This is a genomic window from Photobacterium lucens (assembly GCF_009873615.1).
Classification (GTDB): domain Bacteria; phylum Pseudomonadota; class Gammaproteobacteria; order Enterobacterales; family Vibrionaceae; genus Photobacterium; species Photobacterium lucens.
The window spans coordinates 1-25,208 of record NZ_SSMG01000003.1; the positions used below are offsets into that span (position 1 = coordinate 1).

The window sequence follows — 25,208 nt, forward strand, 5'->3', positions numbered from 1 at the left end:
TATGCGATCGTCGGCAGCGTCAGATGTGTATCAGCGACAGGAATAGCTATATACACAAAAAGACTGTTTATTGTACGTTATATAGGAAAGATAAAATGAATAATATTAATAAAACTTAAGCAAACAATAGTTCTGATTAACAAACAAATTAAATACAATAAATAATTAGCTATTGAAAATGTTGCTCTCGAATAATAATAAACCTTATATATTAATCTAAACCCCTTTTATAAATATATCTGAATTTTGATATGTTCTTTATTTTTTGTCTATTTGGGCATATAAGAAATATCTATAAAATAACAAGTTAAAGAAATAAAAAAGTAAGAAACTATATTATCTATCACATGAAAGAGTAGAAAAATACGATTGACGTTTATCGCCAATTGCCTATTCGCTCGGCTCTTTCACACTTTGATATCTCAATATATCGCAAATGTAATGAGTGATTTTAACTATATAAACAAGCGTTAATTAAAACTAATTGACTGATTTTAAATAAAAAGGAGAAGCACTACTTTAACTTAAAAATACAGATTATCAGACTGCTATTAAAAATATCTACAATCATAAGGAAATAAAAATGAGCCTTCTTAAGCGACATCTACTTCTCACCTTACCATTAACTTTGTTATCAGCATCAAGCTTTGCTGATATCAATAGTAACTATATTGTTTCATCCATCACACTTTCTGCTGATCATAATGAAAGCCTTGGTGTACCTATGATGTTTTACGCCAATGGCCGCATGCAATCTAAGCTAAATATTAATATTGCTTTCGCCGACAAATATGGCACTCCCGTATCAGTCAGTAACGATGAAGTAAAAAATTCGCTATCGTTTTACATCAAGAACAACGATACCCAATTAGGTAGGGATAAAGACTGTACTTATGGCAGCAACTGCTGGGGTTTCAGCTACAACGAAAATAGTTATGCCCATCAAATCAACAGTGTACATCGCAGTGCTGACAACTTACCCAACTCTCGTATTCTCTCAAATGCGTCAAATAAGCTAACAGCATGGGTATACAGTAACGAAACCGCACAATATCGCCAAATCTGTGCAAAAGTTAGATTCACTGATGGCACTGCCTTCGATAGTTGTGAACATCCACACGATGAAAATGCGCTCTACCAAAGTATACAACCTAAAGTTTATGGCGCTGCTGAATTTGCAGATATTGGACAAGGTGAAAAAGTCTGGGAAGACGCTGGAGATGGTTTCTACTTTGAAAAAGCAGAAGTACGCAATTTCTATATTACACCTTTAGATACTTCTGTCACGATGACCAAAGTGGCGATGGACAACAACCATGAATCAGACAACAACTACGTATTCTTAAACGACCAATGGCTTGGCTGCTACGGTGATTGTCCAAACGGTTTCCGCTCAGTAAAAGGCTATATTTTTGAACCGGGTAGAGAACGTACTGTTTCAGATGAATACGTGTGGAATACAGCAGCAGGTGAAGGCCGCACTGCAACGTGGCGTATTAATCAAAGACTACGCTCTGTGACCTTAAGCCAATTGCTGTTTTCTGGAAATACCTCCATCAATGACTCACAACAAGAGTATCGCTTTACCGCATTTGACCAATACGGCAATCCCGCACGTCTAAAACTCACATACCCTCTCAATGATTCCTCAAATGGTAATCAAAAATGGGATTACACCAAATGGCAACTCACTAACCAGTAATTTTCAGATTTCATAAAACAAGTTAGCCCACTTATTGGGCTAACTTCGCCTTAAAGGAGGCACTATGCCTAATTGGACTTCTAATGCATTTAACTTCGATAGTTTTTGCTCTGGTGGTGTCGATCAAAGAACCAGAAGCTATTCATATCAAATTCTACTGGGATCATTAGTGGGTAACTGGCTAAAAGGTCCCAACCTTGATATTGCCCTGCAGTTTTCTCCCTATTCAACAAAGAACCTTGGCTTTGGCAAAGGCTGGAAATTAAATATCCCAAGATACGATATTAAAAATAAGCAGCTTTATCTTGCCAATGGGCAATCATACCGAGCGGAATTAAGCGCTAACTATAAGCTAGATATCCGTTATAAAAAGCTGCTTGATTTCTCAATAAGCAGCAATGCAAAAGGCTATGAAATCACGTATCGAAATGGTCGTAAAGATATCTTAGATGAGTACGGAAACCTGATAAAGATCGTCCAAAGTGATGGTCATGCTTTGTATTTCTCTTGGCTTGATATTGGCTCAGAAAGACGCCTTAGTAAAGTGTGGGATGATCGCACCTCAGAAAGCCAGCCGTTATTACTTATTGCGTATGTAAGTCAAGGAAGAGTAAACATTTTCACGAATATTGGCAGTGTGCATGAAGCCTATTTCAGCCTTATTCTGACCAATGATAAACTGGTGCAATGCAACTTGTCTGAGAATGCGGGGAGTTTTGACTTTGGCTACACCACCATCGGTGCTTATACCTTGATCCAAAACGTGACACATCCTTGCGGCATGATTGAGCAACTCACTTATGACACGAATGGGATCAAAGTAAACAGCAATACTTATCTCCCAGCTGTCACATTGCACCGTGTCCTAACTCGAAACTCACCGATCATTTCTACTGAATATAGCAGTGTGAATACGGATAGCCGTAACTTTATGGGTTATGGCGTACCAGGTACAAGTCTTAGTGAAGGCATTGATAACCTACTTGAAAGAGGAATTGAGTACACTTATCAAGTACAAAAAGTTGAAAACAATTACACTAAAACTATTCAAATCTACAACCAATTCCATTTACTCGTTGAAGAAGCACGTCTGGTTAATGGTCGTTTAGTTCATCGCAAAAACCTTAGCTATCCTGCTCGTAACAATACGCCTTTCTCTGACCAACCTGCGCAATATGCGTTGATCAACAAAGAGGAGCAGACATGGTTATCAGGCAGCGATAGTCATCAACAAACACGTGTTTGGGAGTACGATAAATATGGCAATATGCTGTTATTTAAAGATGAGAATAACATTACTGAACGCTATGAATATTACCCTCTGACTGGTGATTTAGGCTGTCCAGCCTCACCGTCTGGCATGGTGAACTTTGTCAAATCACGTACTCTTAGTAATGGTTTGGAAGAGCGTAAGATTTCATATGAATATACAGAAATTGCGGCTCAAAACGATCACCGTGACGTCGTATTACAATTAGAAAATGCCCATGGTCGCTACCTAAGCCACTATAGCTACCACCAAAATGCAAATGAGCGCTTTGCATTAGGTCGATTGGCCTCTATCAGAAACGAGCTTATTCACTCTGATCGCACCTATTCGAAAACATCAAACTATCAGTACATGCTCAATAATGACACCATTGAAGAGCATGAAGAGCTCATATGCCACGATAATACAAAAACCAATCTGGTTGTTGGACACTATGTCGATATTGGGGAACTCGCCCATCACATCGATAGCGATGGCGTACATTGTAGTTTCGAGTACGATTCACTGCGCCGAACAACAACTGAACGTATTGAAGGCAGCGCATCACGCTCATATGAGTATCTGATTGATTCTAGCCGAGCTAGACAAACCATGGTGTTAACTGACTGTAAAGGCAATCTATGTGAGCAAAGTTGGGATGGTCAGGGGCGAGAATTAGAAGCGAAACTAGACAACAGAACCATTTGGAAAAAAGAGTATGACGCATTTGGTCGTTTAATCTGTAAAAGTGATTTTGATGAACTACCAGATAAATATGCTCGTACCATTGCTGTTACACAAACCGAGCAATATGAATACGATGATTGGGGACAAGTTCAGGCAACTATTTTAGCAAATGGTAGTCGCCACCTTTCGTTTAACAATCTTGCGACTCGCCAAAAAACGCAAGGGATTGACGGCCTCGCTCTCACCGTCAGTGATCTTAATAGCTGGGGATTAGAAGAGAAGAAACAGCACGGTGATCGTATTTGGCATTATGAATACGATGCTTGGGGACGTTTAGAAAAAGAAACAGATCCATTAAACCAAGCTAAAAGATATCAATACGATCCGTTTGATCGGGTGATCCAAATAACCCAAACGAATCGTGCAACCCAACATATCACTTACGCGAACCATACTGATCAAACGCAAGTAACCAAGCTACAGATTGGTGCGCAAACTATCGGTCAGCGTGATATCGATGGCTTAGGTCGTCCACTGACACTTCGTCGCGGCTCAAACAGTCAAGCAGCTCTAACATGGTCTTACACTGATAGCAGTAATATCCCAGAGACCGAGTCAAGTTTAGCTGCGCCAACAAGACGATTTACCCGCAATGATCAATTGGGTGTACTCAGCAAGAAAGATGCAGGATCGCAAGTAACCAGTTATAGCTATGATCCTGTCACAGGTCTTGCAACAGGTAGCCATGATAACCAAGGTAGCCGAAGCACTATCAGTTACTCATCATTAGGCTTACCTGAACTTGAAGAGCACGACGGTAATGTTCGTCGCTATCGTTACTCCAACGGTGGTGTGATTGCATCTATCGAAGGCACAGATGATAACCGTCAATATGGCTATGATGAGATAGGTCGACTGGTTACATTACGTACGGATAATGCCACGCTAGAGTATGAATACGATCAATTTGATCGCATTACGCTAGAGCGTTTGACATCAGGCAATCAAATCCAGATCACTGCTCTCGAATGGGACAACTATAGCCGTGAAATTTATCGTTCAGTCGCGCTGAATGATGTTTATATCTTTGAGCAATATCAAGACTATAACAAGCTAGGCTTGCTTGCGACGCGTACCAAGAAATGTGCGGCGTTAGGCGACGTTACAGAAACTTATAGCTATGATGCGCTTTCACAGCTCACGAAAGTCGAATTCTTGGGTAGCGGCCCAATGAGTGATTGGGGACAGCCAACCCTTTCACTTGAATGGAGCTATGACGATCTTGGCAATATGCTCACGCAACGTTGTGTGACAACAGAATCTCAAGATAACGCCACCTATTACTACGAATCGGATGATCCTTGCCAACTAACACGTATTACCCATACTCACCCTGAGCTGCCGCCGCAAACAGTACTCGCGTACGATCAAAATGGAAACATGATCCAAGATGGTGAAGGCCGAGTTCTCAATTACGACTATTTCGACAGATTAACCAGTGTGATCGCTGACGGTACAGAATGGGTATACGCCTACGACAGTAATGATCGTCTTATTCGCCAACAATCTGATTCAGAAAGTAGAGCGTTTACATACCTGTGGAGCGATCTCGCTGCAATTGAAGAAAATGGCACTGTGACTCACTACATCTATGACGATGGTATGCCGAAATGGTCTGAACAAGGCGCTGTTGTATCGCTATTAGCAACCGATCAGCATGGTTCAGTCATCGCTTCTAATACCGCAGATCAAACTGGCTCTGTGTATCGCTACTCTCCTTTCGGTCAACGCGAACAGATGGAAAATACCAATGAACAATAAAGATTCTGTATTTATTACACCGCTAAATCGACGTGAGTTTTTAATTAAAATAGGCAAGACAACCGCTGTTGCAAGTGGTATTTCATTATTGCCAACCTCGGTACGCTTAGCGATCGCCCAATCAATAACGGCGCCACCATCAAGTTTAGGTTTTAACGGTGAGTGGTTAGATCCCATTTTACAAGGTTATCATTTAGGTAAAGGTTACCGTGTTTACCAACCCAAATTAATGCGCTTCAATGCCCCTGATAGCTTGGCACCTTTTAACGAAGGTGTTCACAACGCATACGTGTATTGCCATAACGATCCAATCAACTTTACCGATCCAAGTGGCCACTTAAATATCAGTAAAATCGTATTTGGCGTCTTTGGGATCCTCGCTGGCATTATCGGAATTGCCCTTGCCGCTCCAACAGGCGGTTCAAGTTTAGTGCTTGCAGCTGGCATCATCGGCAGTATTGCGGGTATGACTAGCGGCGCACTTCAAATCGCATCAGGTGTGATTGATGATGGTAAGGTTTCGCGTAATCTAGATATTGCTACCATTCCATTCGATATCATCGGTGTGGTCAGTGGCGGATATTCAGCGTATAAATCTGTGCAAAATTTACGTTGGATCCGTGCAGGTGGCGCATTTGATGATGTCACCCAACCCGGACTTGGCTCTCGATTGTGGAATAAAATCCGACCATCAGGGGAATATAAACTTGAATGGGCAAGTAAAGCCAATCCTGCAATGAGAATTGGTAGTTCAGAAGGTCAGGTAATCGCAACCAAAATGGTGCAAGGTGGTAAAACCATGACCTACACGCCTCCTCCTATTCACGGTGGTTTTACTAAGATCTTGCTTGGAGAAGTTAAAGTCGGTGCTCGAGGTTACACCATTTACCAAGGTATTATGACGGCTCGCGCCATCGGCAGCCTTGGTTGGTCGACCGTTAAAACAATCCCGGGAAGATTAGACAGTAGTCAACCTTCAGCTGAGAGCATGGCAACGGAAGGAAGAAGTGCCAACCCTGCCGCGAGAAAAACGCAGATGTTCTCTTTAGAAGCAACCCGTCAGCGAGTGAAGTACGGTAACGATGTACAACGTATGATACGTCAGTTGCCACTTTCATAACGAATAACCTATGCAAAAGCCCGCAACCATAGCGGGCTTTCTTTATTTACCACTCACCCACCAGCAAACGACTTTTAACGCCATTCACTTGTAAACCCATCGCTTCAAACACGTCATCAAAATTGCGACACGCTAATGGCAAATGAGGCAAAGATAATACCGCTTCATCAAAAAAGCGTTTCTGCTCTTGCTCGGTTTGCCATGCGACTTGCCACCAATTGACGATACGCTCCCTCGAATCAATTAAACGACGTCGGGTCGGGACTCGTGCTCGTTTTTGGTTATTTTCATTTTTACTGGCAGGCAATAAATTCCATTTATCATTATTAGGCCAATACGCAAAAGGTAAGCAGTGATCGACTTGATAATCAGGCTGTAAGCGTTTACCACTCCACACACTTTCAAGCTCAACCCCCTTTTGCTGTAAAGCGGTGATCTTCTGGCGTACGCCACGGGTATCATGACTTTCATCAATCCATTTCAGGCAGTCGTAGTAAGTTTGTAGCGCAATACTTCTCTCTTCATTCAATTTATAGCGACGCATTTCTGCTATCCATTGGTTCACCACTAATGGCTCAATCCAACTACTGTATAAGCGCAAACATTCCCATAAACTTTCATCTAATACGAAATGACCAAACTCAGCTAACGCCTCAAGCTCAAGTACAAAAGTATCCGTTGTACGCGCTTTCTCACGTTCCACTTGAAACAAAGTATTGTTCTTATCACCTTGATAAATATAGGTAACAGGACCATCTTGAATTGTTTTTAACGTATCTCTAATGGCGGTTTGAAGGGCTTTAGCGTCATCACCAATAAACATAGCCCCTATTGATAAATCATCAGCACTCAGGTGTGTCAGCTTTTTCCAACCTTGCGCTTTCACAAAGCCTAAGCCTTTTTTACTGTCGTTAGTTTGCTGAATACCAAAACCATCGATATCAATATCTATCAAACGCTTAAACTGTCGTATCCAATACAGTGCCACTAAACCTAAAGGTAAACGTACCTTATTATCTTCACGGCTGAGTACCGCACCAGGATGTACATCTGCGATATGTAACAGTGTACGCAGCAACGCTAACTTATAAGTCGCTGATTTGGCATCATTCACAATGATCTGTCTAACCTTGATCAGATCACCCGTACCATCATCAGGCAACTGCATCACCACCGTTTGCCATTGCACGCTATTGCGACCTAATTCATCACCATCTAATGTTGAAACCAAATTAACTTGCAAGGCATGTTTTTGAGCTAACTGTTCTAACTCTTCCACACTGACATCATAAGCTTTTCGAGCATCAGAAAAGTCGCCATAACGCAGCGAGATCACTAACTTTCCACTTGGAGCGAGAAGATTAGATAATTTACGAAACGCACGCTCGCGCACAGAAGATGAAAGGTGCATCCAGACCGCAGATAACAAAATACAATCAAAGCGAATACCAAGCTCAACAATGCTGTTTAGCTCAGGCAATTGATCATCAAGCCAAGTGATTTTGTCGGCATACTCTTGCGTGTACTTTTCGCCTTGCTCACGCAATGCTTGCGCAGGCTCTATAGCATAAACATCACAATGATGCGCCGCAAACCATCGCACATCACGTCCAGATCCTGCACCAACATCCAGCACTTTCAACGCATTTTTCGATGAACTTACAGGCCAATGCGCTTGCCAATTTTGATGTACTTGCTCAAAGCTCAATGACTGATATTGTGCACTGAGACTTAGCGCATTTTGGTGATAAAAATCAATGGTTTTAGACATGATGACAACTCAGACAGTAATGTGATGTCATCATACTGCAAGTCATTGATATTAACGATATGAAAATCAGTAAGTTGTTAAGTTTGCAGAGATTTTAATAAGAGATTAAGTGGTTCGTTAGGGGATATAACTAAAATAGCAGTTCAAAACATACAACTGACTTATTGATTTAATATCGAAACCTCATCAACATACAGGCAATATGATTTGTCAATTAAGCAAATCTAATCGCTCTTCAAAAAACAGGAAAATTAAGAGATATGAAAATTAAATTATTAGGTTTATTAATGTGTAGCTTTCCCTGTTTTGCACTTACGTCAGGTGGCTATCAGGTTTCTGTGTCGGTTAAAGACTCTGAGCAAGAGTTAATTTTCCCGTCACTTAAGGTGCCTTTTTTCGATCAAAAAGTAACATCTCAAGCTGATGATTGTACATATTCTGTAACGATTACTCAGGAAGACGCAGCCGCTATTCGATTAGAAGCGCAAATGCATTGTCATTATAAAGACGGTGATTCTTACATGAACCTGCCTTTTTTTGTTCTAAACAGTTCAGGTCAAGTTGCGAGTGTCGAAATTGGGGATGAAGATGCGGATATGTGGAAATACAGTGTTGATGTTGAGCCCCTTAATTAACATTTCCCTCAGAATAAGATTTGTTTTTTTGAATCAAAATTCAATAAAGATGAGCACTTTCCCTAGATGTTCAAGGCAACATATGGCCCCTATTTGGTCTCAACCTATATTTTTACATTTTTTGCATACCAAATTTCTGACGAAAGTCTTTCGGGCTCACATTAGTATGACGCTTGAAAAATTTAGTCATATTCGTTGCTTCATTAAAACCAAGTTGTTCCGCTATATCTGCGATTGAAGGACGCTGACTAAAATGTTTATCAACATCGTTTTGAAGAAGATATCAATCACTAATATTTAAATAGCCCGAACTATTATCCAACCCAATCTCAGAGTTAACTATGAGACTCTCAATCTTAGCCTTAAGTTATTAATATTGATGCAGTAAAAAATACAGAATAAAATTACGCGATATAAAGTAGATGATACAAAACGGATGAAGAAATCAAACTTAACCTCAAATGACATAGCTAAGCACTTAGGGGTTTCCCAATCGATGGTTTCTCGGGCTTTTAGCCCTAAAGCGAGCATCAGTGAAGAAAAGCGTGCTTATATTCTAGAAGGAGCCGCTAAACTTGGCTATAAACCAAATGCACTGGCTCGTAGTTTGATTTCAAACCGTTCAGGATTAATTGCTATCGCACTTGATAGTAGCTTAAACCCCATGTACGACTTACAAGCACGTATTTTAGCCTCCGAAATTCAAGCTAAAGGTGGACAAGCGATTTTATGCCCAATATCCAATGGTGATCTAAACTCTGCTATCCAAAGAGCCTTTGAGTATCAAGTTGATGGGCTTATCATCGCAACTAGTCGATTAATAAGTAATGTTATAGAACAATGTGAGCAACATGGGGTTTGCCTCACTTTTATCAATCGATATATTGGTGACTTTAAAGCTAATTGTATTGGTTTAGATAACCATGAAGCAGGTACTCAAGCTGCAGATTATTTTTTTGAAAAAGGCTGTTCTTCCTTTGCCTTTGTGGGAAATGAATCTGGATCAATCACATGCGAACAAAGATGGGCAAGTTTTCGAGAGCGAACACTAGCGCTAGGCTTAACCGAGCCAGTTCAAATACCTGCCTCATTTGATTTAGAATCGGGTATGAAGGCCGCACTATCATTTATCAATACACTTACACATATTGATGCGATTTTCTGCGTTAATGACATTGTTGCTATTGGTGTCCTTGAAAGCTTCAAAATGAAAAATTACGTAGGTCCTAAAATTCTTGGTGTTGATGATATCCCTATGGCTTCTTGGCCATCGTATCAGCTTTCAACAATCCAACCGCCAACAAACACTATATGTAGCTCTGCAGTTGACGATCTTTTTAACCGTATCCATGGCAAGAGTAACAAAACAGGACAATATATTTTATATAAAGGTAAACTAATTGAACGCCAATCCTAATCACTTGTTAATCGTATTCTAACGTTATGGTAATGGGTAAATTAAAGAAAAGTTAATTCACTACCCGTTACTTATAATCTTCTACTTCCCTTCTCTAGGTAATGCATCACTCGACTCTCCTTCTTTTTAATAGCATTTTTAACTTTAAAGTCACAAATAAATAGTGATAGTTATCACGATAAAGGACAGCTAACACCAAGAATTTATAAGATTCTGATGTAAGTCAATAAATGCTATATAACATTCGACTACATTCCATTGCATACGTATGCAAGGAAGCGGATTATAGTCATGATGTGCCAACAAGAAGTCCAAACAGAGCACCACGGAAAGGTATTTAATATTCAATTATTCACCATCGATGATGGTCCGGGCATTCGTACTGAATTGTTTTTAAAAGGTTGTCCGCTACGCTGTGATTGGTGCGGCAACCCTGAAAGTTTAAAGCATTACATCCAACCGGGCGTCTATGAAAGTCAATGCATCACTGAGGAAAAATGTGGCGCGTGTAAAGATGTTTGCCCAAACAGTGACATGTTGCTTTTTCAAGAAGGAAAACTGACAGGCATTGACTATAACGCCTGCACCAACTGTCTTGCCTGCCAACAAGAATGCCCATCTGACGCCATTAAAGCGTGGGGAAAAACGCTATCTATTGATGAGTGCATGACCATCATTCGCAAAGATATTGGCTTTTATGAGCGCTCAGGTGGTGGTGTCACCGTTTCAGGTGGAGAGCCTCTGTTGCAAAGTGAGTTTGTCACCGACTTATTTCAACAATGCCAGAAAGAGCATATTCACACCTGTTTAGAATCAAGCTTTTACGGCAAATGGGACAAGATTGTGCAAATCCTTCCATACACAGATTTGGTGATTTCTGACATCAAACACATGGACACCGAGATCCATAAAAAACACACCGGTGTCGATAACACGCGCATTTTAAACAACCTGAAAAAACTGGCGCAAACAGACAAAGCATTCATTTTGAGGATCCCTGTCATTCCGACCATCAATGACGACGATACCAATATCGAAGCGACCGCCGATTTCATTATCAATGAACTGGGTAATAAAGTCAGAACGCTGCAATTACTCAGCTTCATGCGCCTTGGTGAAGAAAAATACCAATCATTAGGCCTGCCTTACAAAATGAGTGAACTGGTTTTTGATCGTGAAACGTTTCAGGACCGAGTCAATGACATTGCACGCTACTTTAACGAGCGTGGTATTCATTGTGTCGTTGGCACCAAAGAGAAATAACAAGACAAGATGACATAGAAAAAACATGGGTATTAATCGTTTGTCCTTACTCATGTTTATCCTATTTCATTTTAAAAAATAAGGAATTGCTACATGGAAGCAAATTTAGCAAAAGAACATCGCACGGACGCGATTGGTGTCGATACCTTCGATAAAGTCTATGGATTGGGCTATGAAGTCGGTCACGCAGATTGGTCTCCCTACCCTCGTGTAAATCGCTTACGTCAAACGTTTCTAGATCGTCCGTATGAGATCGATGTTGAACGTCTGCGTCTTGTCACTGAAGCCTTTAAAAACAATGAAGTTGCCCCGCGAATTCTTCAGTGCGCTTACGCTTTTGAAAATATCTTATTAAACACATCGTTATACATTTACGATGAAGATCTGATCTTAGGTGAAATTGCAGCACCAGCTAAAGCATCACCGATTTATCCAGAGTTTTCAGTTGACTGGATCATCGATGAAATTACTAACTCGCCGTTTGAAGAGCGTAGCAACGATCAATTCTACATTCGCAACGATGAAGAGCGCGCTGAAATTCTAGAGCTTTGTGCCTACTGGAAAGGCAAAACCGTTAACGAAATGATCACCGCAACCCTCGATCAAGATCAGAAAAACGGCTCTCACATGGGTGAGAAAATTTTCCAAACCAATAACTACCACTTTGCTGGCATCGGTCACTTTGCCATGGATTTTGCCAAACTAATGACCCAAGGCTTTGATGGTGTAATTGAGCAAGCGGAAACTGCACTAGCAAAATTATCGAAAAAAGACGCGGAATACGCCAGCAAGCGCGATTACTACAAAGCGACACTGATCACCCAAAACGCAGCGAAAAAATACATTACCCGTTATGCTGATCTTGCTAGCGAAATGGCAGCAAACGAAGCTGATGAGCAAAGAAAACAAGAGCTCGCGACTATGGCTGAGAACTGCTATCAGATCGCTGGCGGCGTACCTCAAACATTCTGGCAAGCCATTCAGCTGTTTAACTTTGCCGTGACCATGACGCAAATTGAAGGTAATGGTCACTCGATCTCTTACGGTCGTATGGATCAATGGTTACACCCAATTTACCAAGCTGACATTCAAAACAACGGCACATCAAAAGACTTCATTCTTGAGCTTATCGAAGTGTTGTATGTGAAGATGAACAACCCAACCAAACTGAAAGACAAAGGCACAGTACGTGTACGTAATGGTCGTGGTTTTGGTGGGGAGAGCTTAACCATCGGTGGTGTCGATATTCACGGTAATGATGCAACCAACGATCTGACCATGTTGATGCTAGAAGCCTCGGTTCACACTCGTATGATGAACCCTTGGGTCTGTCTACGTATGCACGAAAAGACACCGTATGAACTAAAAGTCAAAGCTATTGAATGTATTCGTGCAGGCTATGGTCACCCGAAACTGTTCAACGACATTCCAGCTATTAAAGCCATGCTGGCAAAAGGCGTGACACTTGAAGAAGCGCGTGATTACGCTGTTGTTGGCTGTGTGGAGCCGACCATTCCGGGTAAAGAGCACGGCTGGCAAGATGCGGGCTATGTCAATACCGCCAAAATGATGGAAATGGTATTAAATCACGGCCGTTTAGTGTCAGGTCCAAATACCGATCTGCAGTTAGGCCCAGATACGGGCAGCCTTGAAACGTATCAGTCGTTTGACGAGGTATTAGAGAGCGTTAATCAGCAATTTGAATTTTGGTGTGATCAGCTATGCAGTTGTTTAAACATCACCGACAAAGTACACGCTGCGCTCAAACCAACACCATTCATTTCAGCGTTCTTTGACGGTTGTATTGAATCGGGTCGCGATATGACCGCCGGTGGCGTGAAATACAACGGTATTGGTCCACAAGCGGCAGGCATTGCCACCTGTGCCGATTCACTTGCGACCATCAAAAAACTGATGTTTGAAGACAAATCTTACACCGGTAAACAACTGCTTGATGCCCTTCGCGATAACTGGGAAGGTCACGAGAGACTGTTTGCTTTAGTCAATAGCTCTAAGATCCCGCACTACGGCAACGATATCGATGAAGCTGATGAATTGTTCAAGTACATGTTCGAATGTTACTGCAAAAACATCGCAGGTCGTCCAACTCTACGTGGTGGCCACTTTAGCCCGGGCGTCTACACCGTCAATGCCAACGTAGGTATGGGACTGTTTATGAACGCCTCTCTTGATGGTCGTAAAGCGCAAGAGCCGATTTCTGACAACATGGGGCCGGTTCATACTTCTGGCGGCTCGCATGATATTTCAGGTCCAACGGCTATCGTGAACTCAGTGACAAAAGTCGATCACAGCTTGGCAACGAACGGAACCTTATTAAACCTTCGTTTCCCTGAAGATGCTGTTGGCGGTATTGAAGGTCGTGACATTTTGATCAGTTTTGTTGATGAGTACTTGGCGAAAAAAGGCATGCACGTGCAATTTAACGTCATTAGTGCCGACAAGATGCGCGCAGCACAACAAAATCCAGAGCTTTATAAAGACATGTTAGTTCGAGTAGCAGGCTACAGCGCGTACTTTGTTGAGCTTGGCAAACCGCTGCAAGACGATCTTATCTCTCGCACAGAGCTTCGTTTCTAATTGCCATTAAACCTCAGTAGGTAGTCTGGTGACTACCTACTTTCTTGGAGTAAACATCGTGGACTTTATTTTTAAATTTGACTACGTGCTTGTGGGTTTAATGCAAGTGGTCGGCTTTTTCGTGCAAGGTACAACAGGCTTTGGCTGTACTGTGATTGCCGCTGCCGTGACTAACGGATTATTAGGCACCACCATGGGCGTCCCTTATGGAACCGCCATCACCATTCCATTTCTGTGCTGGCTTGCCATTAAAGGCCGTGAAGACATTTCTTGGAAAGATCTCGCGAAAATTGTCGCCCTTTGTGCACCGGGTATTTTCATTGGTCAATATCTGTTTTACCAGATCTCGCCACAAACCGCGAAAATCCTAATCGGTGCGATGGTAACGGTTATTGCGGTGATGAACCTTCATAAACATGTGGTTAAACCGCTGATCATCAAAGACATTGATGAAGGTGAAGCGGTCGATACTCTGTTGAAAAAAGTGTTCCGTTACGGCTGTCTGATCTTAGGCGGTATTGTGCACGGTGCTTTTAACATCGGTGGACCACTTATCACTGTTTACACCCTAGAAGCCGTACAAGATAAAAAGAAATTCCGTAATACCATGACCATGCTGTGGGTGGTACTTAACAGTTGGAACATGTTCAACCAATACCAAAATGGCGCGTTTACCAGCGAGTTAAACAGTGCGCTTCTGATCGGTCTGCCAATGGCGGGGATCGGCTTCTATTTTGGTATGCGTTTCTTAGAGAAAATCAACCGCGAACAGTTCCTACGCATTGTGTATGTCGTACTGCTCATCATCGGTGCCAACATGCTGCTAAGCAACATTCCATGGACAGCCAATATGCAACTTGCAACCGCACTGTCTTCTGTGGTGATCCTAGGTGGTTATGCGATGAATGTGATGAAAAAACGCAAACTTAACCTTGTAAATCTTTAATCTAAAAACAAACATTCAGTGCCGATCGTAAATGAATAAGATCGGCACGCTTATCAAACAAGTTCGAACAATAGCTTGTTTATGAAAGGATATATGTCGTGAAAGACTTCAGTTTCAAAGTTCCACAAAACATCGAATTTGGTCTTGGTAGCTTAAATAAACTGCCTGCAATTTTACAAGACAACCACTCTGATCATGTTTTCTTAATTTCCGATCGCGGTCTTGAAAGCCTTGGGGTTGTGAAAAAAGTTCAGGAGATCATCGAAGCCGGCGGCATTCAGTGCACGACATATCTCGATGTGATCCCTAACCCAACCATCACCGTCGTGAACGAAGCAACAGCACTGTATAACCAATGTGGTGCATCAAGCATTGTCGCTCTTGGTGGCGGCAGTCCTTTAGATGTAGCGAAAACCGTAGGCATTTTGGCAAAATTTGGTGGCGATATTAAAGACTATGAAGGTCTAAACAAAGTCCCAGGTCCTATCGTGCCAATGATCGCCATTCCAACCACTGCAGGGACAGGCAGTGAAGCGACCGCCTCTTCGGTAATTACCGACGAAGCCATTAACTACAAATTTTCGGTGGTCAGTTACGAAACTTTACCAAAATACGCGATATTAGATCCTGAGCTCATCATGACCGCTCCCGCCTCTATTGCTGCCGCTTGTGGTGTCGATGCACTTATCCATGCGATTGAAGCGTATGTTTCGAAAAATGCCTCGCCATTTACCGACTCCATGGCAGAAAAAGCGATGCAATTGATTGGCGCAAACCTTCGTAAATTCGTGGCAAACCGCGAAGATGAAGAAGCAGCTTGCGCCATGATGGTAGGCAGTAATTTTGCGGGCATCGCTTTTGCGTGGGCACGATTAGGTAACGTACATGCCATGAGCCACCCTGTCAGTGCGTTTTTCCACGTACCACACGGCGTTGCAAACTCCATCTTGTTGCCTACAGTGATGAAATTTAATGCCGTTGCAGATAAAGGTCGCTACGAAGTGATTTATAACTTCATTCGTGAAGGTAATGAAAAAGTAGAAAACTTCACCCCTGAGATGCTGATCGAAGAGATTCAGAAATTAAATGACGATCTGAATATCCCAAGAACACTTTCAGAAGTTGGCGTAAAAGCTGAATTTATTCAAGAGATGGCCATCGATGCCATGAAGAGCGGTAACGTATTGTGTAACCCTCGAGAAACCACCCTTGAAGATATGATCGAGCTTTATAAGCAAGCCATCTAATCCATCGTATAAGCACTCTGAATCGTTGAGCGTTTTAGAGTGCTTTTATGTAATTCAATCGATAGCGATTTTGTTTCGCTTTTGCCTCGCAGGCCTAAGTCCTTATCGGTTGAATTATATGATTTTGGGCGTTGAAGTATGAAAAGAGAATTTGGCAAAGAGCAGCCTTATATTCGGGCAGGGATCTTCAAAATACGGATTCCGGGTATTCATGTTGGCTTCGAGAAAGTGGATTTTATGCAAGGATTACTACTGTGCGCAGTATGCCTTGGCATGATCCCCATTTTACAAGAATACTTAGGTATGCCGTTTGAAGTTGCTATGACCATCGTTGTGATTAACGGTCTCTTGTATTTTATGCACATAGTGCTGGGCGATCCCATTATTCCCGGTTGGGTCACCCCAGCCATTCCCCTCGTCATTTTATATCTCAGCCAATTTGATATTGGCGTTGAGCGTGTCCATGCCTTAATTGCTTTTCAAATGTCACTCGGTGCGTTAGCTATTTTGCTAGGCATAACAGGGCTTGGTCAGCGAGTGGCAACTATCGTTCCCGATGCGATGAAATCAGGGATCATAATAGGTGCTGGTATTGCAGCGGTAAACTCAGTACTGATTGATGGCGGACGCTTTGAACAAGCTCCAATTTCGATTGTGGTGTGTACGGGAGTCGGGTTTTATTTGCTGTTTTCAAGCCATTTTAAAAGTCAGCGTAACCTCAATGCCTTTACCAAAATCCTTGCCAATTTAGGCTCATTACCGATCATCGCGCTTGCCATTGTCATTGCCCCTTTAGTGGGTGAAGTGCCAATGCCTAATATTGAATGGGGATTTACGACATTAGCTTTTGGGGAGTTATTTCATAACTGGACAATATTTGGTCTTGGTATGCCGCCGCTTGAAATGTTCATTCTAAGCCTGCCTTCTGTGGTTTCGACCTACATCATTGTTTTTGGCGATGTGATCCAAGCAAAATGCCTACTCGATGATGCCAGCAAAAAACGCCCTGATGAACACATCGATTTTAATGCCAACCGATCAAACATCATCTTTGGAACGCGCAATGTCTTAATGGGGATTTTCGGTCCTACGATCACCTTATGTGGACCACTGGCCGCTGCGATGCAAGTGGTAGTGTGTGAGCGTTTTAAGCTCGGTGCACAAACCATGAAATCGATCCACGATGGGGCGATTTCCTATCGCTATGGCACTACCCTTGGCTACTTTTTGTTACCTATCGTGACCTTAGTAAAACCGGTTTTAGGTATTGCACTGGCTGCAACGCTCTTAATTCAAGGGTTTGTTTCATTTCGTGTTGGGGTCACAAAATCAAAAACCGTCAATGATTTGGGTATTGCAGGAGTGATGGCGGCAGTTATCGCAACCAAAGGCGCTGCCTGGGGATTAGCCGCAGGTATTATCCTGTGCATTTTTGTGAACTTAGGCAAAAGTCATCGACATGAAAGTGCTATTTCTGCTGAGCTGGAATCATCCAAAACACCCGAAATATTAAAATTGAAAAGCTAGCGCCTTGTAATCAAACAGATAACTCCTCACCGTAAACATCTCTGCTTATGGTGAGGATTCATGCATCACATAAAGGGACATTTACTACAACTTCCTTCAAGTTTGTAACTCGTGAACATCCATCAGATATTTGAGATAACCCTAGGTAAAATCAAAACTACCGGTCACGATACGATATTGCATAAAAATATTAATATTGTGACATTAGTCTTTAATTCATTGATTATTAAGTTAATAGCATGATTTTACTTTGATTTTATAAGATAAAAAACAATTAAACTTTGTTAGTATTTTATAAAATGAGACTTACAATAATGCGTTTGAAATTAACACTTTTAGCCAGTTCAATAATATTGACTAGTATCAATGTCCATGCTCTTACTCAAAGTGATATCGACTATGCAGCAAAGAATATAAAGTTAACGACAGGTCTAGTTGAAAATAAGCCTCAAGATTGTCCACCCGGTTCTCCGTGGGGACATTGTTACCGCGTAGAAATTGAGTTAGAAAATACCGGTAAACGTGAGCTTAATAAAGATATCGAAATTTATTTCTCTAGCTATCATCGTTCTTTAGGTTCTAAAAGTGATGAGTTTAAAATTGAGCACATTAATGGTGATTTACACAAGTTAACCACAACAGATAGTTTTAAAGGTCTAAAAAGTGGTCAAACGAAAAAGTTCAACATTGATTTTATGAACTGGATTGTTTCGGATAGTGACTTTTTCCCTAATTATTATGTTGCTGGTGCTAATCTTCAAGCACGAAATATATTAAATACCCAGCCTTTGCTTGATAAAGTCGGATTAGATGAACTGTCTGGTTTTAGTCGCGGAATTAAAAATACAGAAAACCAGCTTAAACGTAATGCGGGGGATTCACTTCCTACAGCAACAGCTTCATCACGTTATGCAGACAACGTAAAAACTAGAGATCTGGGTATTGAGGCAGTATCGACAAATATTTTACCGACACCAATGAAAACAACCTTATTAGGAGGCAAATTAGACATTACGCAAGGGTTCAATATTGTTAGCGATGCTCTGCCGTTAAATCAACTTCAGGCGTTGAATGATCGTTTTAGAACTCTGGGTATTAAAACAGGACAGGGTGTAACAATTGATGTAAAGGTAAAACCTGATCAATCAAAATCGTCAGGCTCATACACGCTTACTATTGATGAAGATAAAATAGCCGTTATTGGCACGGATAACGCTGGTGCCTTTTACGGCGTGCAGTCTGTCGCAGGCATGATAACACTAGGTAAAAAGACTCTCGATACAGTTTTGATTCAAGATCAACCTCGTTATGACTACCGCGGCATGCATTTAGATGTTTCTCGTAACTTTCATTCAAAAGTTTTTGTATTTAAGTTGATGGATCAAATGGCTGCTTACAAACTCAATAAACTCCATTTCCATTTGGCTGATGATGAAGGTTGGCGTTTAGAAATCAATGGATTACCAGAACTAACGGAGGTCGGTGCGCATCGTTGTCATGACCTAGATGAAAATAAATGTATGCTGCCACAATTAGGTTCAGGTGCAGAACTACCAAATACGGGTTCTGGTTATTACACACGTGAAGATTATAAAGATATACTCCAATATGCGAGTGCACGTAATATTCAAGTTATTCCTTCAATGGATATGCCTGGTCACAGTTTAGCTGCGGTTAAAGCAATGGAAGCTCGTTACCGTAAATTTATGGCGAAAGGTGATCAAACAGCAGCTGAAATGTATTTGCTGTCTGATCCGTATGACACAACAAAGTATTATTCAATTCAACACTATCAAGATAACACCATTAATCCTTGTCTTGAGTCTAGCTTTATTTTTATGGATAAAGTGATCGATGAAATTAATAAGTTACATAAAGAAGCTGGTCAACCGCTAACGGATTATCACATTGGTGCGGATGAAACCGCAGGTGCATGGGGGGATTCTCCTGCATGTAGAAAGATGTTTGTTGATCCTAAAAGTGGAATTAAAAATGCTAAGGATTTAGGCGGTTATTTCATTAATCGTATTAGCCATATTCTTGATACGAAAGGGCTGACTCTTGGAGCATGGAACGATGGTTTATCTCACGCTGTGATTGAGCCAAGTAAACTTGCAGGTGATCCGGCGAAAGCTTGGGTATGGGGAACCATGTTCTGGGGCGGTGTCGATAACTACAATAACTTTGCTAATAAAGGTTACGATGTAATTGTCGTTCCACCAGATGCTTATTACTTTGATATGCCCTATGAGAATGATCCTAAAGAACGTGGTTATTATTGGGCAACACGCTACACCAATACCAAAAAAGCATTCTCTTTTATGCCTGACAATATTCCTGCTAACGTAGAGTGGATGTCTGATCGTATGGGTGCACCTATTTCAGCCGTTACTGGAGAGAAAAAACGCGATTTTATTGGTGTTCAAGGCGCATTTTGGTCTGAGGTGACAAGAACCGATGCACAAGCTGAATATATGATTTTCCCACGAATATTTGCGATTGCAGAACGAGGATGGCATAAAGCTGATTGGGAGCCTAAACATAAACAAGGAATGGAGTTTAAAACCAATGTTGATGGTAATAAAGGCACAACGCATCTAAATAAAAATGCTGAATTACGTGATGCTGATTGGGAGAAGTTTTCTAATTTAATTGGTTATAAAGAGTTACCTAAATTAGATAAAGCTAATATACATTATCGATTACCGATAGTTGGTGCCGTGATTGATGAAGGATACTTAAAGGCTAATACGACTTTTGGCGGTGTTCGAATTCAATATTCAATAGATGGTAAAAATTGGAAAAACTATAATAGTGATAAACGTCCATTGGTTGGTGATGACGCGTTGGTACGTACTGTTGCCACAGACGGACGCACAGGACGTATAATCAGCGTAACGACGAACAAATAGTTATTTATTAAGGCCGCTTATTTTAATAGCGGCTTTTTTATCTCATAATTCTAAATTATTTCTATTTAACGTAAAAATAAAATTAGACCTATAATTCACTATTATGCTTATAATTTGTATTTACGTTTAAAAAAACAACCTATCAATAAGATTATTCCACCTCCTTTATTTATTCAGTAACTAACTGTCACCACTCTCACTATCGTAGCTCTACTACTCCCTAACTTCAGCTATCTCTCTGAGTAGCTACGTCCAAGGCTTAACTGGAGTATGATATGAAAAAAGCCGCTATAAAAAAGCGGCTTTGATATTCTATTTACCAACATTAGGTTTATGTAAGGAGAGTTAACGCTTATTAAATAGGAAGCAAAGTGCCTAACTCTCACCACATCTTATATTAATAACGCTTGATGATGTCTTGATACTCAGTTAACTGAATTGCATCGCCTGTTGCAGCATTAACACGATATTCTTGAGTGTGAATATCTTGAGTCTTCAGGTGTTTATGAATTGTACCTAAGATTGCCATCTTCTCACCATTTGCATACTCAACCTTAGTTGGTGCGATATTTGTAATGTCTGTAATATCAGTGTAAGTGTAACCTAAGGTAAATGGATCACTATAATTTGGGTTATGACAAACAACACCATCTTTCAAGTTTTCAATGATTGTTGATGGGGGAGTACCATACGAGAACTCAGAGCCACAGATTTTTTCTTTAGCTACTGTAGGATTTTTATAATCAACCAAGTAACCTTCAACAATAACATTGCCGTTATACTCGCCACTCCAAACATGAGGCTCATAACCATAATCATATCCATATTCAATGGTGTCAATTATCGATGTCTCCGCGCCAAACTCATTAGTCAGAGCAAATATTAAATCAGACATCATATGAGTTGGATCTGTCGGGTCTTTTAAGAAGTAAGACGTTACAATATCACCTTCATTAGAGAAACCAACCATGCTTTTCTTGAAAAAATCAGCTTTAGTGCGATCACCATCTAAGGTGAAACCACGCCATACATTATTAAGCACCTTTTCATCAACCTGAGCAAAGATTAATTTATCGCTTAGCATTAGAGAGCGAAGGCCTGTCACGTTTTTATCGCTAATGACTTGCTTAGTGAAAGTTAGGTCATTATTAAAGCGATAAATAACAATATCAGCTTGTGATTGATATTCAGCAGAGTTTCTCTTAACTTCGTGTGCATAAACCAGTTTATCGGTCATATTGTAACGGCCGTTAGGAGCTAGGAATTTATCACTTGTGCTATGAAAATTACTTTTACTATGAACAAGATATTCGTCTAATGTGTAATCATCATTAAATACCATGTAATCTTGGCTTAGCTTAATGACATGCTTACCATCTTCTGTAACTAATAGTGAGAAGATATTGTAAGCCTTAGCATCTGGATTACCTGTATCGTCTTTACTATCAGATACAACCAACATCGTATAATAACCATTGATATAGCGTATCGCTTTAACTTGTGGGTTAATAATTTCATCACCAATCAGGATTGGAGAACAAGCCGTAATATTTTCTTCACCATCAAGTTCTACGTTCAAGTAGGCACTATTGGCTTCACACATTGGTAATGTCGTTCCACGAGATTTACTATTGATCAGCGCTTGTGCTTGACTAAAGTTAATCTTAAATGTTTCTGGCTCTGGTTGTTCAGGATCAACGACAGGCGGAGGTGTTACTTCTGGATCAACAACAGGCGGTGTAACCTCAGGATCGACAACTGGTGGCGTTACTTCTGGATCAACAACAGGCGGAGGCGTTACTGGGTTATCATCAGAACCACCACCACCACAACCAATGAGTGGTAAAGCTGCCAGAACCACAAGAGCTAATTTATTCATTTTCATAGTGTAAGTCCTTTGTATGATGCGCTTAAACATTACGTATTCTTTAGGTGAGTACTCTCTAGTGGGATTTGTTTTGACATTTGTGCCTTACCATCCACAATTTTACGTACAACCCAAGCAGTAGCATTCAGGGTGTGTATATACAGTGATCAAGTCTTAGTCGCTATGTTGTTCTGACTAAGAATCATGCTTTATCCCATATAATTACTGTGGGTATATATAAGTAAAATAATAAAAAAAGCAAAGCAATAAACTGTTACAACACATTTCATATGTTGTTTGATACTATTAGATTGTTTATCTATTGCTTTTTTTGACTGTGAGTGATTTATAATTTGAAAAATCAAATAATTAATATATAGCGATGACTATTTAAACAACAAAGGTATAAACGCTTCTCTTAGTTATTACCCGCTGTTACCCCGAAAAAACCAAATTCAAAATAGACGTTAACCTTGTCGCTGGTATGCGCAGCAGCGTCGATCAATATGATCCCAGCGATTGGCCTGACATTACCGATCACTACATTGGCATTGTTGGGGAAATGCCGCTCTATTCCACTACCGAGCAATCCCGTGAAAGAGAATGGGAGCATAAACGCCGTGTCGCTACTGCCAAACAAGTGGCTGATTTTGTTCAAGCCTTAGCGAACCGTAACTACGCCTACCGTGAAATGGGGCTATACCTGGCAATGGAAGCCCGATCTCAAGCACGGGTAAAACAAGGTTTGGCCAACATCACCGAGCAAGTGGGATTTTTAGAGAAAGTGGCCGCTGCACAACGCGACATTTTAAAGCACGAAGCCCAAGTAATAGAAAACCGCCTTGCGCTGATCTCGATGTGTGACAACGGCACCAGTGAACAAGTAAACCAGTACCTTAAAAAAGTCGCCTACCTACCGCCAGCCAAAAGCAATAAACAAGGTAACAACCAATGAAGTGGCTCAACCACACCTTAATCGCAGGGGCATTGTGTGCTGTGGTATCGCCTCCACACGTCGCAGCCTGTGTGGCAGGAGCGACCGCCCCTGATTGGATGGAATATGTTTCTAAAGCTTTGGGTAAACCGGTTAAACACCGAGGACCGACACACATCTTCACCCATTGGCTAATCGCCGCGATCACCTTCACCTTTGTTTGGGATTATCACGGCCTATTGATGGCCTTTGCATGGGGAGGCGTCAGCCACATTTTAACCGATGCCATGACCGTAAGCGGTGTGCCGTTTTCCCCTTACAGCGATAGACGATTTCACTTATTTGGTGGGCGATTTCGTACCGGTGATCCGATTGAATACGCCATTTCTGCAGCCGTCATTATCGCTTGTATTGGGGTTAGCCATATCACTGGCAGTGGCAGTTTTAGCCCGTTCTTCTTCGATTGGGGCGGTTATTACAACCAAGGTTTAATAGATGCAGCCGAGTGGAAAGCCAACCGCTTTAGACTAATTTAAGTTAAGTAAAAGGATTTAATACCATGAAAAATAAAGGATTAACCTTACTCGAATTGATCATCACCATTAGTGTTTTGAGCATCATCATCACTATGGCTGCCCCTAGCTTTAACAACCTGTTTGCCAGCAACACCATGAAGCGCACCTCTACCGAACTACGTGGCCTGATCGTTGCGGCTAAATCTGAAGCCGTGATGCGCGGCACCGATGTGTACCTTCACACAATTGGCTTAACCAGTACCAAAACCCTCACTGACAATTGGTGCCTTATTGCCACTACCGATGCCACCATTGCCGATTGTGATCACAGCAATGTTTTATACAAAGTCGACGGTAGCCAAATGACAGGGCTAAACATTCAACGCCACGACAGCTACGCAACAATCCGAATAGATAAGATGAATGGACAGCCTGATTTTAACAACAGCGCACTACCCATAGATTGGATCACGTTCGAGAAAGAAAGCGGCAAAGCCTTAACCATGCAAATGAGCTGGATGGGCCGACTCTATGAATGTGGTGAGGGTGGGGAATGGTATGGGGCTGCGGTGTGTTGATATTAAAAAAGCCGCTAAAGCGGCTTTTATAGTTACTTATTCTTTATAGTATTAATAAGCTGGACCATCGCACTAATTAAGCCTGTCGTTGCTCTAATTAAACCTGTTGTTACAGTAATCAATGCTGTGATTGCCAACATAAAATGTAACAGTTCTATCATGAGTCTTTTTCCTCAGATTTATTAAGACTCACAAGAAGGTTTTGCGGTATCAAAATGGTCTAATAAAAAAGTATTTCACGTATAAAGTTGAAATAACCCAATCACAGTAAAAGCAATTCATCCTCGATATTGCTACCAACACACCAACACTAACTCTCTTTCACCACCCTCGCTATCGTCGCCCACGGTACTTACCTTCTGCCTTTTTCTCCTTATATACCTTTCCTTGATACCCATTATTACCTTTCAGTAATAATC

15 protein-coding genes and 2 pseudogenes are annotated in these 25,208 nt (G+C 41.3%); 14 read left to right on the forward strand and 3 right to left on the reverse strand.

The window, feature by feature from the left end:
* The first annotated feature begins 583 nt into the window (after positions 1–583).
* The 3 genes from E5A76_RS00790 to E5A76_RS00800 all read left to right on the forward strand — a co-directional run bounded on the left by E5A76_RS00790 (position 584) and on the right by E5A76_RS00800 (position 6,579).
* A complete protein-coding gene (locus tag E5A76_RS00790; protein WP_161117816.1) occupies positions 584–1,702 on the forward strand; it encodes a hypothetical protein in 1,119 nt (372 codons plus the stop codon).
* Between the two features lie 64 nt (positions 1,703–1,766).
* The gene (locus E5A76_RS00795) at positions 1,767–5,459 is read left to right on the forward strand and encodes an RHS repeat domain-containing protein (RefSeq protein ID WP_161117817.1); all 3,693 of its coding nucleotides are present in this window, start codon (positions 1,767–1,769) and stop codon (positions 5,457–5,459) included.
* Positions 5,449–6,579, forward strand: a complete 1,131-nt coding sequence (locus tag E5A76_RS00800) for an RHS repeat-associated core domain-containing protein (RefSeq protein WP_161117818.1) — start codon at positions 5,449–5,451, stop codon at positions 6,577–6,579. Before E5A76_RS00795 ends, E5A76_RS00800 begins: the two co-directional genes overlap by 11 nt.
* Positions 6,580–6,625: 46 nt before the next feature.
* On the opposite strand, the gene E5A76_RS00805 is transcribed toward E5A76_RS00800, so the two are convergent.
* Positions 6,626–8,350, reverse strand: coding sequence for a class I SAM-dependent methyltransferase (locus E5A76_RS00805; RefSeq protein WP_161117819.1), 1,725 nt, complete (start codon positions 8,348–8,350; stop codon positions 6,626–6,628).
* Positions 8,351–8,610: 260 nt separating this feature from the next.
* Here E5A76_RS00805 and E5A76_RS00810 point away from each other — a divergent pair, with 260 nt between their 5' ends.
* Positions 8,611–8,985, forward strand: a complete 375-nt coding sequence (locus E5A76_RS00810) for a hypothetical protein (RefSeq protein ID WP_161117820.1) — start codon at positions 8,611–8,613, stop codon at positions 8,983–8,985.
* A 112-nt stretch (positions 8,986–9,097) separates the two neighbouring features.
* Here the strand turns inward: E5A76_RS00810 and E5A76_RS20545 are convergent.
* Positions 9,098–9,232 (reverse strand): annotated as a pseudogene (locus E5A76_RS20545) (helix-turn-helix domain-containing protein); the annotation flags it as partial.
* A 189-nt stretch (positions 9,233–9,421) separates the two neighbouring features.
* On the opposite strand from E5A76_RS20545, the gene E5A76_RS00820 reads away from it, so the two are divergent.
* From E5A76_RS00820 to E5A76_RS00850, 7 genes are all read left to right on the forward strand, one after another.
* Positions 9,422–10,402, forward strand: coding sequence for a LacI family DNA-binding transcriptional regulator (locus tag E5A76_RS00820; RefSeq protein WP_107166461.1), 981 nt, complete (start codon positions 9,422–9,424; stop codon positions 10,400–10,402).
* Positions 10,403–10,693: 291 nt separating this feature from the next.
* Complete coding sequence (gene hpfH, locus E5A76_RS00825; protein WP_237458763.1) at positions 10,694–11,665, forward strand: (2S)-3-sulfopropanediol dehydratase activating enzyme; 972 nt, start codon at positions 10,694–10,696, stop codon at positions 11,663–11,665.
* Positions 11,666–11,758: 93 nt separating this feature from the next.
* Positions 11,759–14,263, forward strand: coding sequence for a (2S)-3-sulfopropanediol dehydratase (gene hpfG / locus E5A76_RS00830; protein ID WP_161117821.1), 2,505 nt, complete (start codon positions 11,759–11,761; stop codon positions 14,261–14,263).
* A gap of 58 nt (positions 14,264–14,321) precedes the next feature.
* The gene (locus E5A76_RS00835; protein WP_202443261.1) at positions 14,322–15,209 is read left to right on the forward strand and encodes a sulfite exporter TauE/SafE family protein; all 888 of its coding nucleotides are present in this window, start codon (positions 14,322–14,324) and stop codon (positions 15,207–15,209) included.
* A gap of 98 nt (positions 15,210–15,307) precedes the next feature.
* Entirely contained in the window at positions 15,308–16,456 is a 1,149-nt protein-coding gene (locus tag E5A76_RS00840; RefSeq protein WP_161117822.1) for an iron-containing alcohol dehydrogenase, read from the forward strand.
* Positions 16,457–16,594: 138 nt separating this feature from the next.
* Complete coding sequence (locus E5A76_RS00845) at positions 16,595–17,983, forward strand: hypothetical protein (RefSeq protein WP_161117823.1); 1,389 nt, start codon at positions 16,595–16,597, stop codon at positions 17,981–17,983.
* A 353-nt stretch (positions 17,984–18,336) separates the two neighbouring features.
* Positions 18,337–20,895, forward strand: coding sequence for a family 20 glycosylhydrolase (locus E5A76_RS00850; RefSeq protein WP_237458759.1), 2,559 nt, complete (start codon positions 18,337–18,339; stop codon positions 20,893–20,895).
* 397 nt (positions 20,896–21,292) lie between these two features.
* Here the strand turns inward: E5A76_RS00850 and E5A76_RS00855 are convergent, their stop codons facing one another.
* A complete protein-coding gene (locus E5A76_RS00855) occupies positions 21,293–22,780 on the reverse strand; it encodes a hypothetical protein (protein WP_161117825.1) in 1,488 nt (495 codons plus the stop codon).
* A gap of 406 nt (positions 22,781–23,186) precedes the next feature.
* Between E5A76_RS00855 and E5A76_RS00860 the strand changes: the two are divergent.
* The 3 genes and pseudogenes from E5A76_RS00860 to E5A76_RS00870 all read left to right on the forward strand — a co-directional run.
* Positions 23,187–23,717 (forward strand): annotated as a pseudogene (locus tag E5A76_RS00860) (hypothetical protein); the annotation flags it as partial.
* Positions 23,714–24,232, forward strand: coding sequence for a metal-dependent hydrolase (locus E5A76_RS00865; RefSeq protein WP_008989864.1), 519 nt, complete (start codon positions 23,714–23,716; stop codon positions 24,230–24,232). The pseudogene E5A76_RS00860 and the gene E5A76_RS00865, both read left to right, overlap by 4 nt.
* A 23-nt stretch (positions 24,233–24,255) precedes the next feature.
* Positions 24,256–24,789 (forward strand): pilus assembly FimT family protein, encoded by a 534-nt coding sequence (locus tag E5A76_RS00870; protein ID WP_161117834.1) that lies wholly within the window; start codon positions 24,256–24,258, stop codon positions 24,787–24,789.
* Positions 24,790–25,208 lie beyond the last annotated feature (419 nt).

Bases quoted from the DNA above. Each gene is read 5' to 3' on its own strand.
- E5A76_RS00790 (WP_161117816.1), top strand. From the start codon at position 584: ATGAGCCTTCTTAAGCGACATCTACTTCTCACCTTACCATTAACTTTG.
- E5A76_RS00795 (WP_161117817.1), top strand. From the start codon at position 1,767: ATGCCTAATTGGACTTCTAATGCATTTAACTTCGATAGTTTTTGCTCT.
- E5A76_RS00800 (WP_161117818.1), top strand. From the start codon at position 5,449: ATGAACAATAAAGATTCTGTATTTATTACACCGCTAAATCGACGTGAG.
- E5A76_RS00805 (WP_161117819.1), bottom strand. From the start codon at position 8,350: ATGTCTAAAACCATTGATTTTTATCACCAAAATGCGCTAAGTCTCAGT.
- E5A76_RS00810 (WP_161117820.1), top strand. From the start codon at position 8,611: ATGAAAATTAAATTATTAGGTTTATTAATGTGTAGCTTTCCCTGTTTT.
- E5A76_RS00820 (WP_107166461.1), top strand. From the start codon at position 9,422: ATGAAGAAATCAAACTTAACCTCAAATGACATAGCTAAGCACTTAGGG.
- hpfH (WP_237458763.1), top strand. From the start codon at position 10,694: ATGATGTGCCAACAAGAAGTCCAAACAGAGCACCACGGAAAGGTATTT.
- hpfG (WP_161117821.1), top strand. From the start codon at position 11,759: ATGGAAGCAAATTTAGCAAAAGAACATCGCACGGACGCGATTGGTGTC.
- E5A76_RS00845 (WP_161117823.1), top strand. From the start codon at position 16,595: ATGAAAAGAGAATTTGGCAAAGAGCAGCCTTATATTCGGGCAGGGATC.
- E5A76_RS00855 (WP_161117825.1), bottom strand. From the start codon at position 22,780: ATGAAAATGAATAAATTAGCTCTTGTGGTTCTGGCAGCTTTACCACTC.
- E5A76_RS00865 (WP_008989864.1), top strand. From the start codon at position 23,714: ATGAAGTGGCTCAACCACACCTTAATCGCAGGGGCATTGTGTGCTGTG.
- E5A76_RS00870 (WP_161117834.1), top strand. From the start codon at position 24,256: ATGAAAAATAAAGGATTAACCTTACTCGAATTGATCATCACCATTAGT.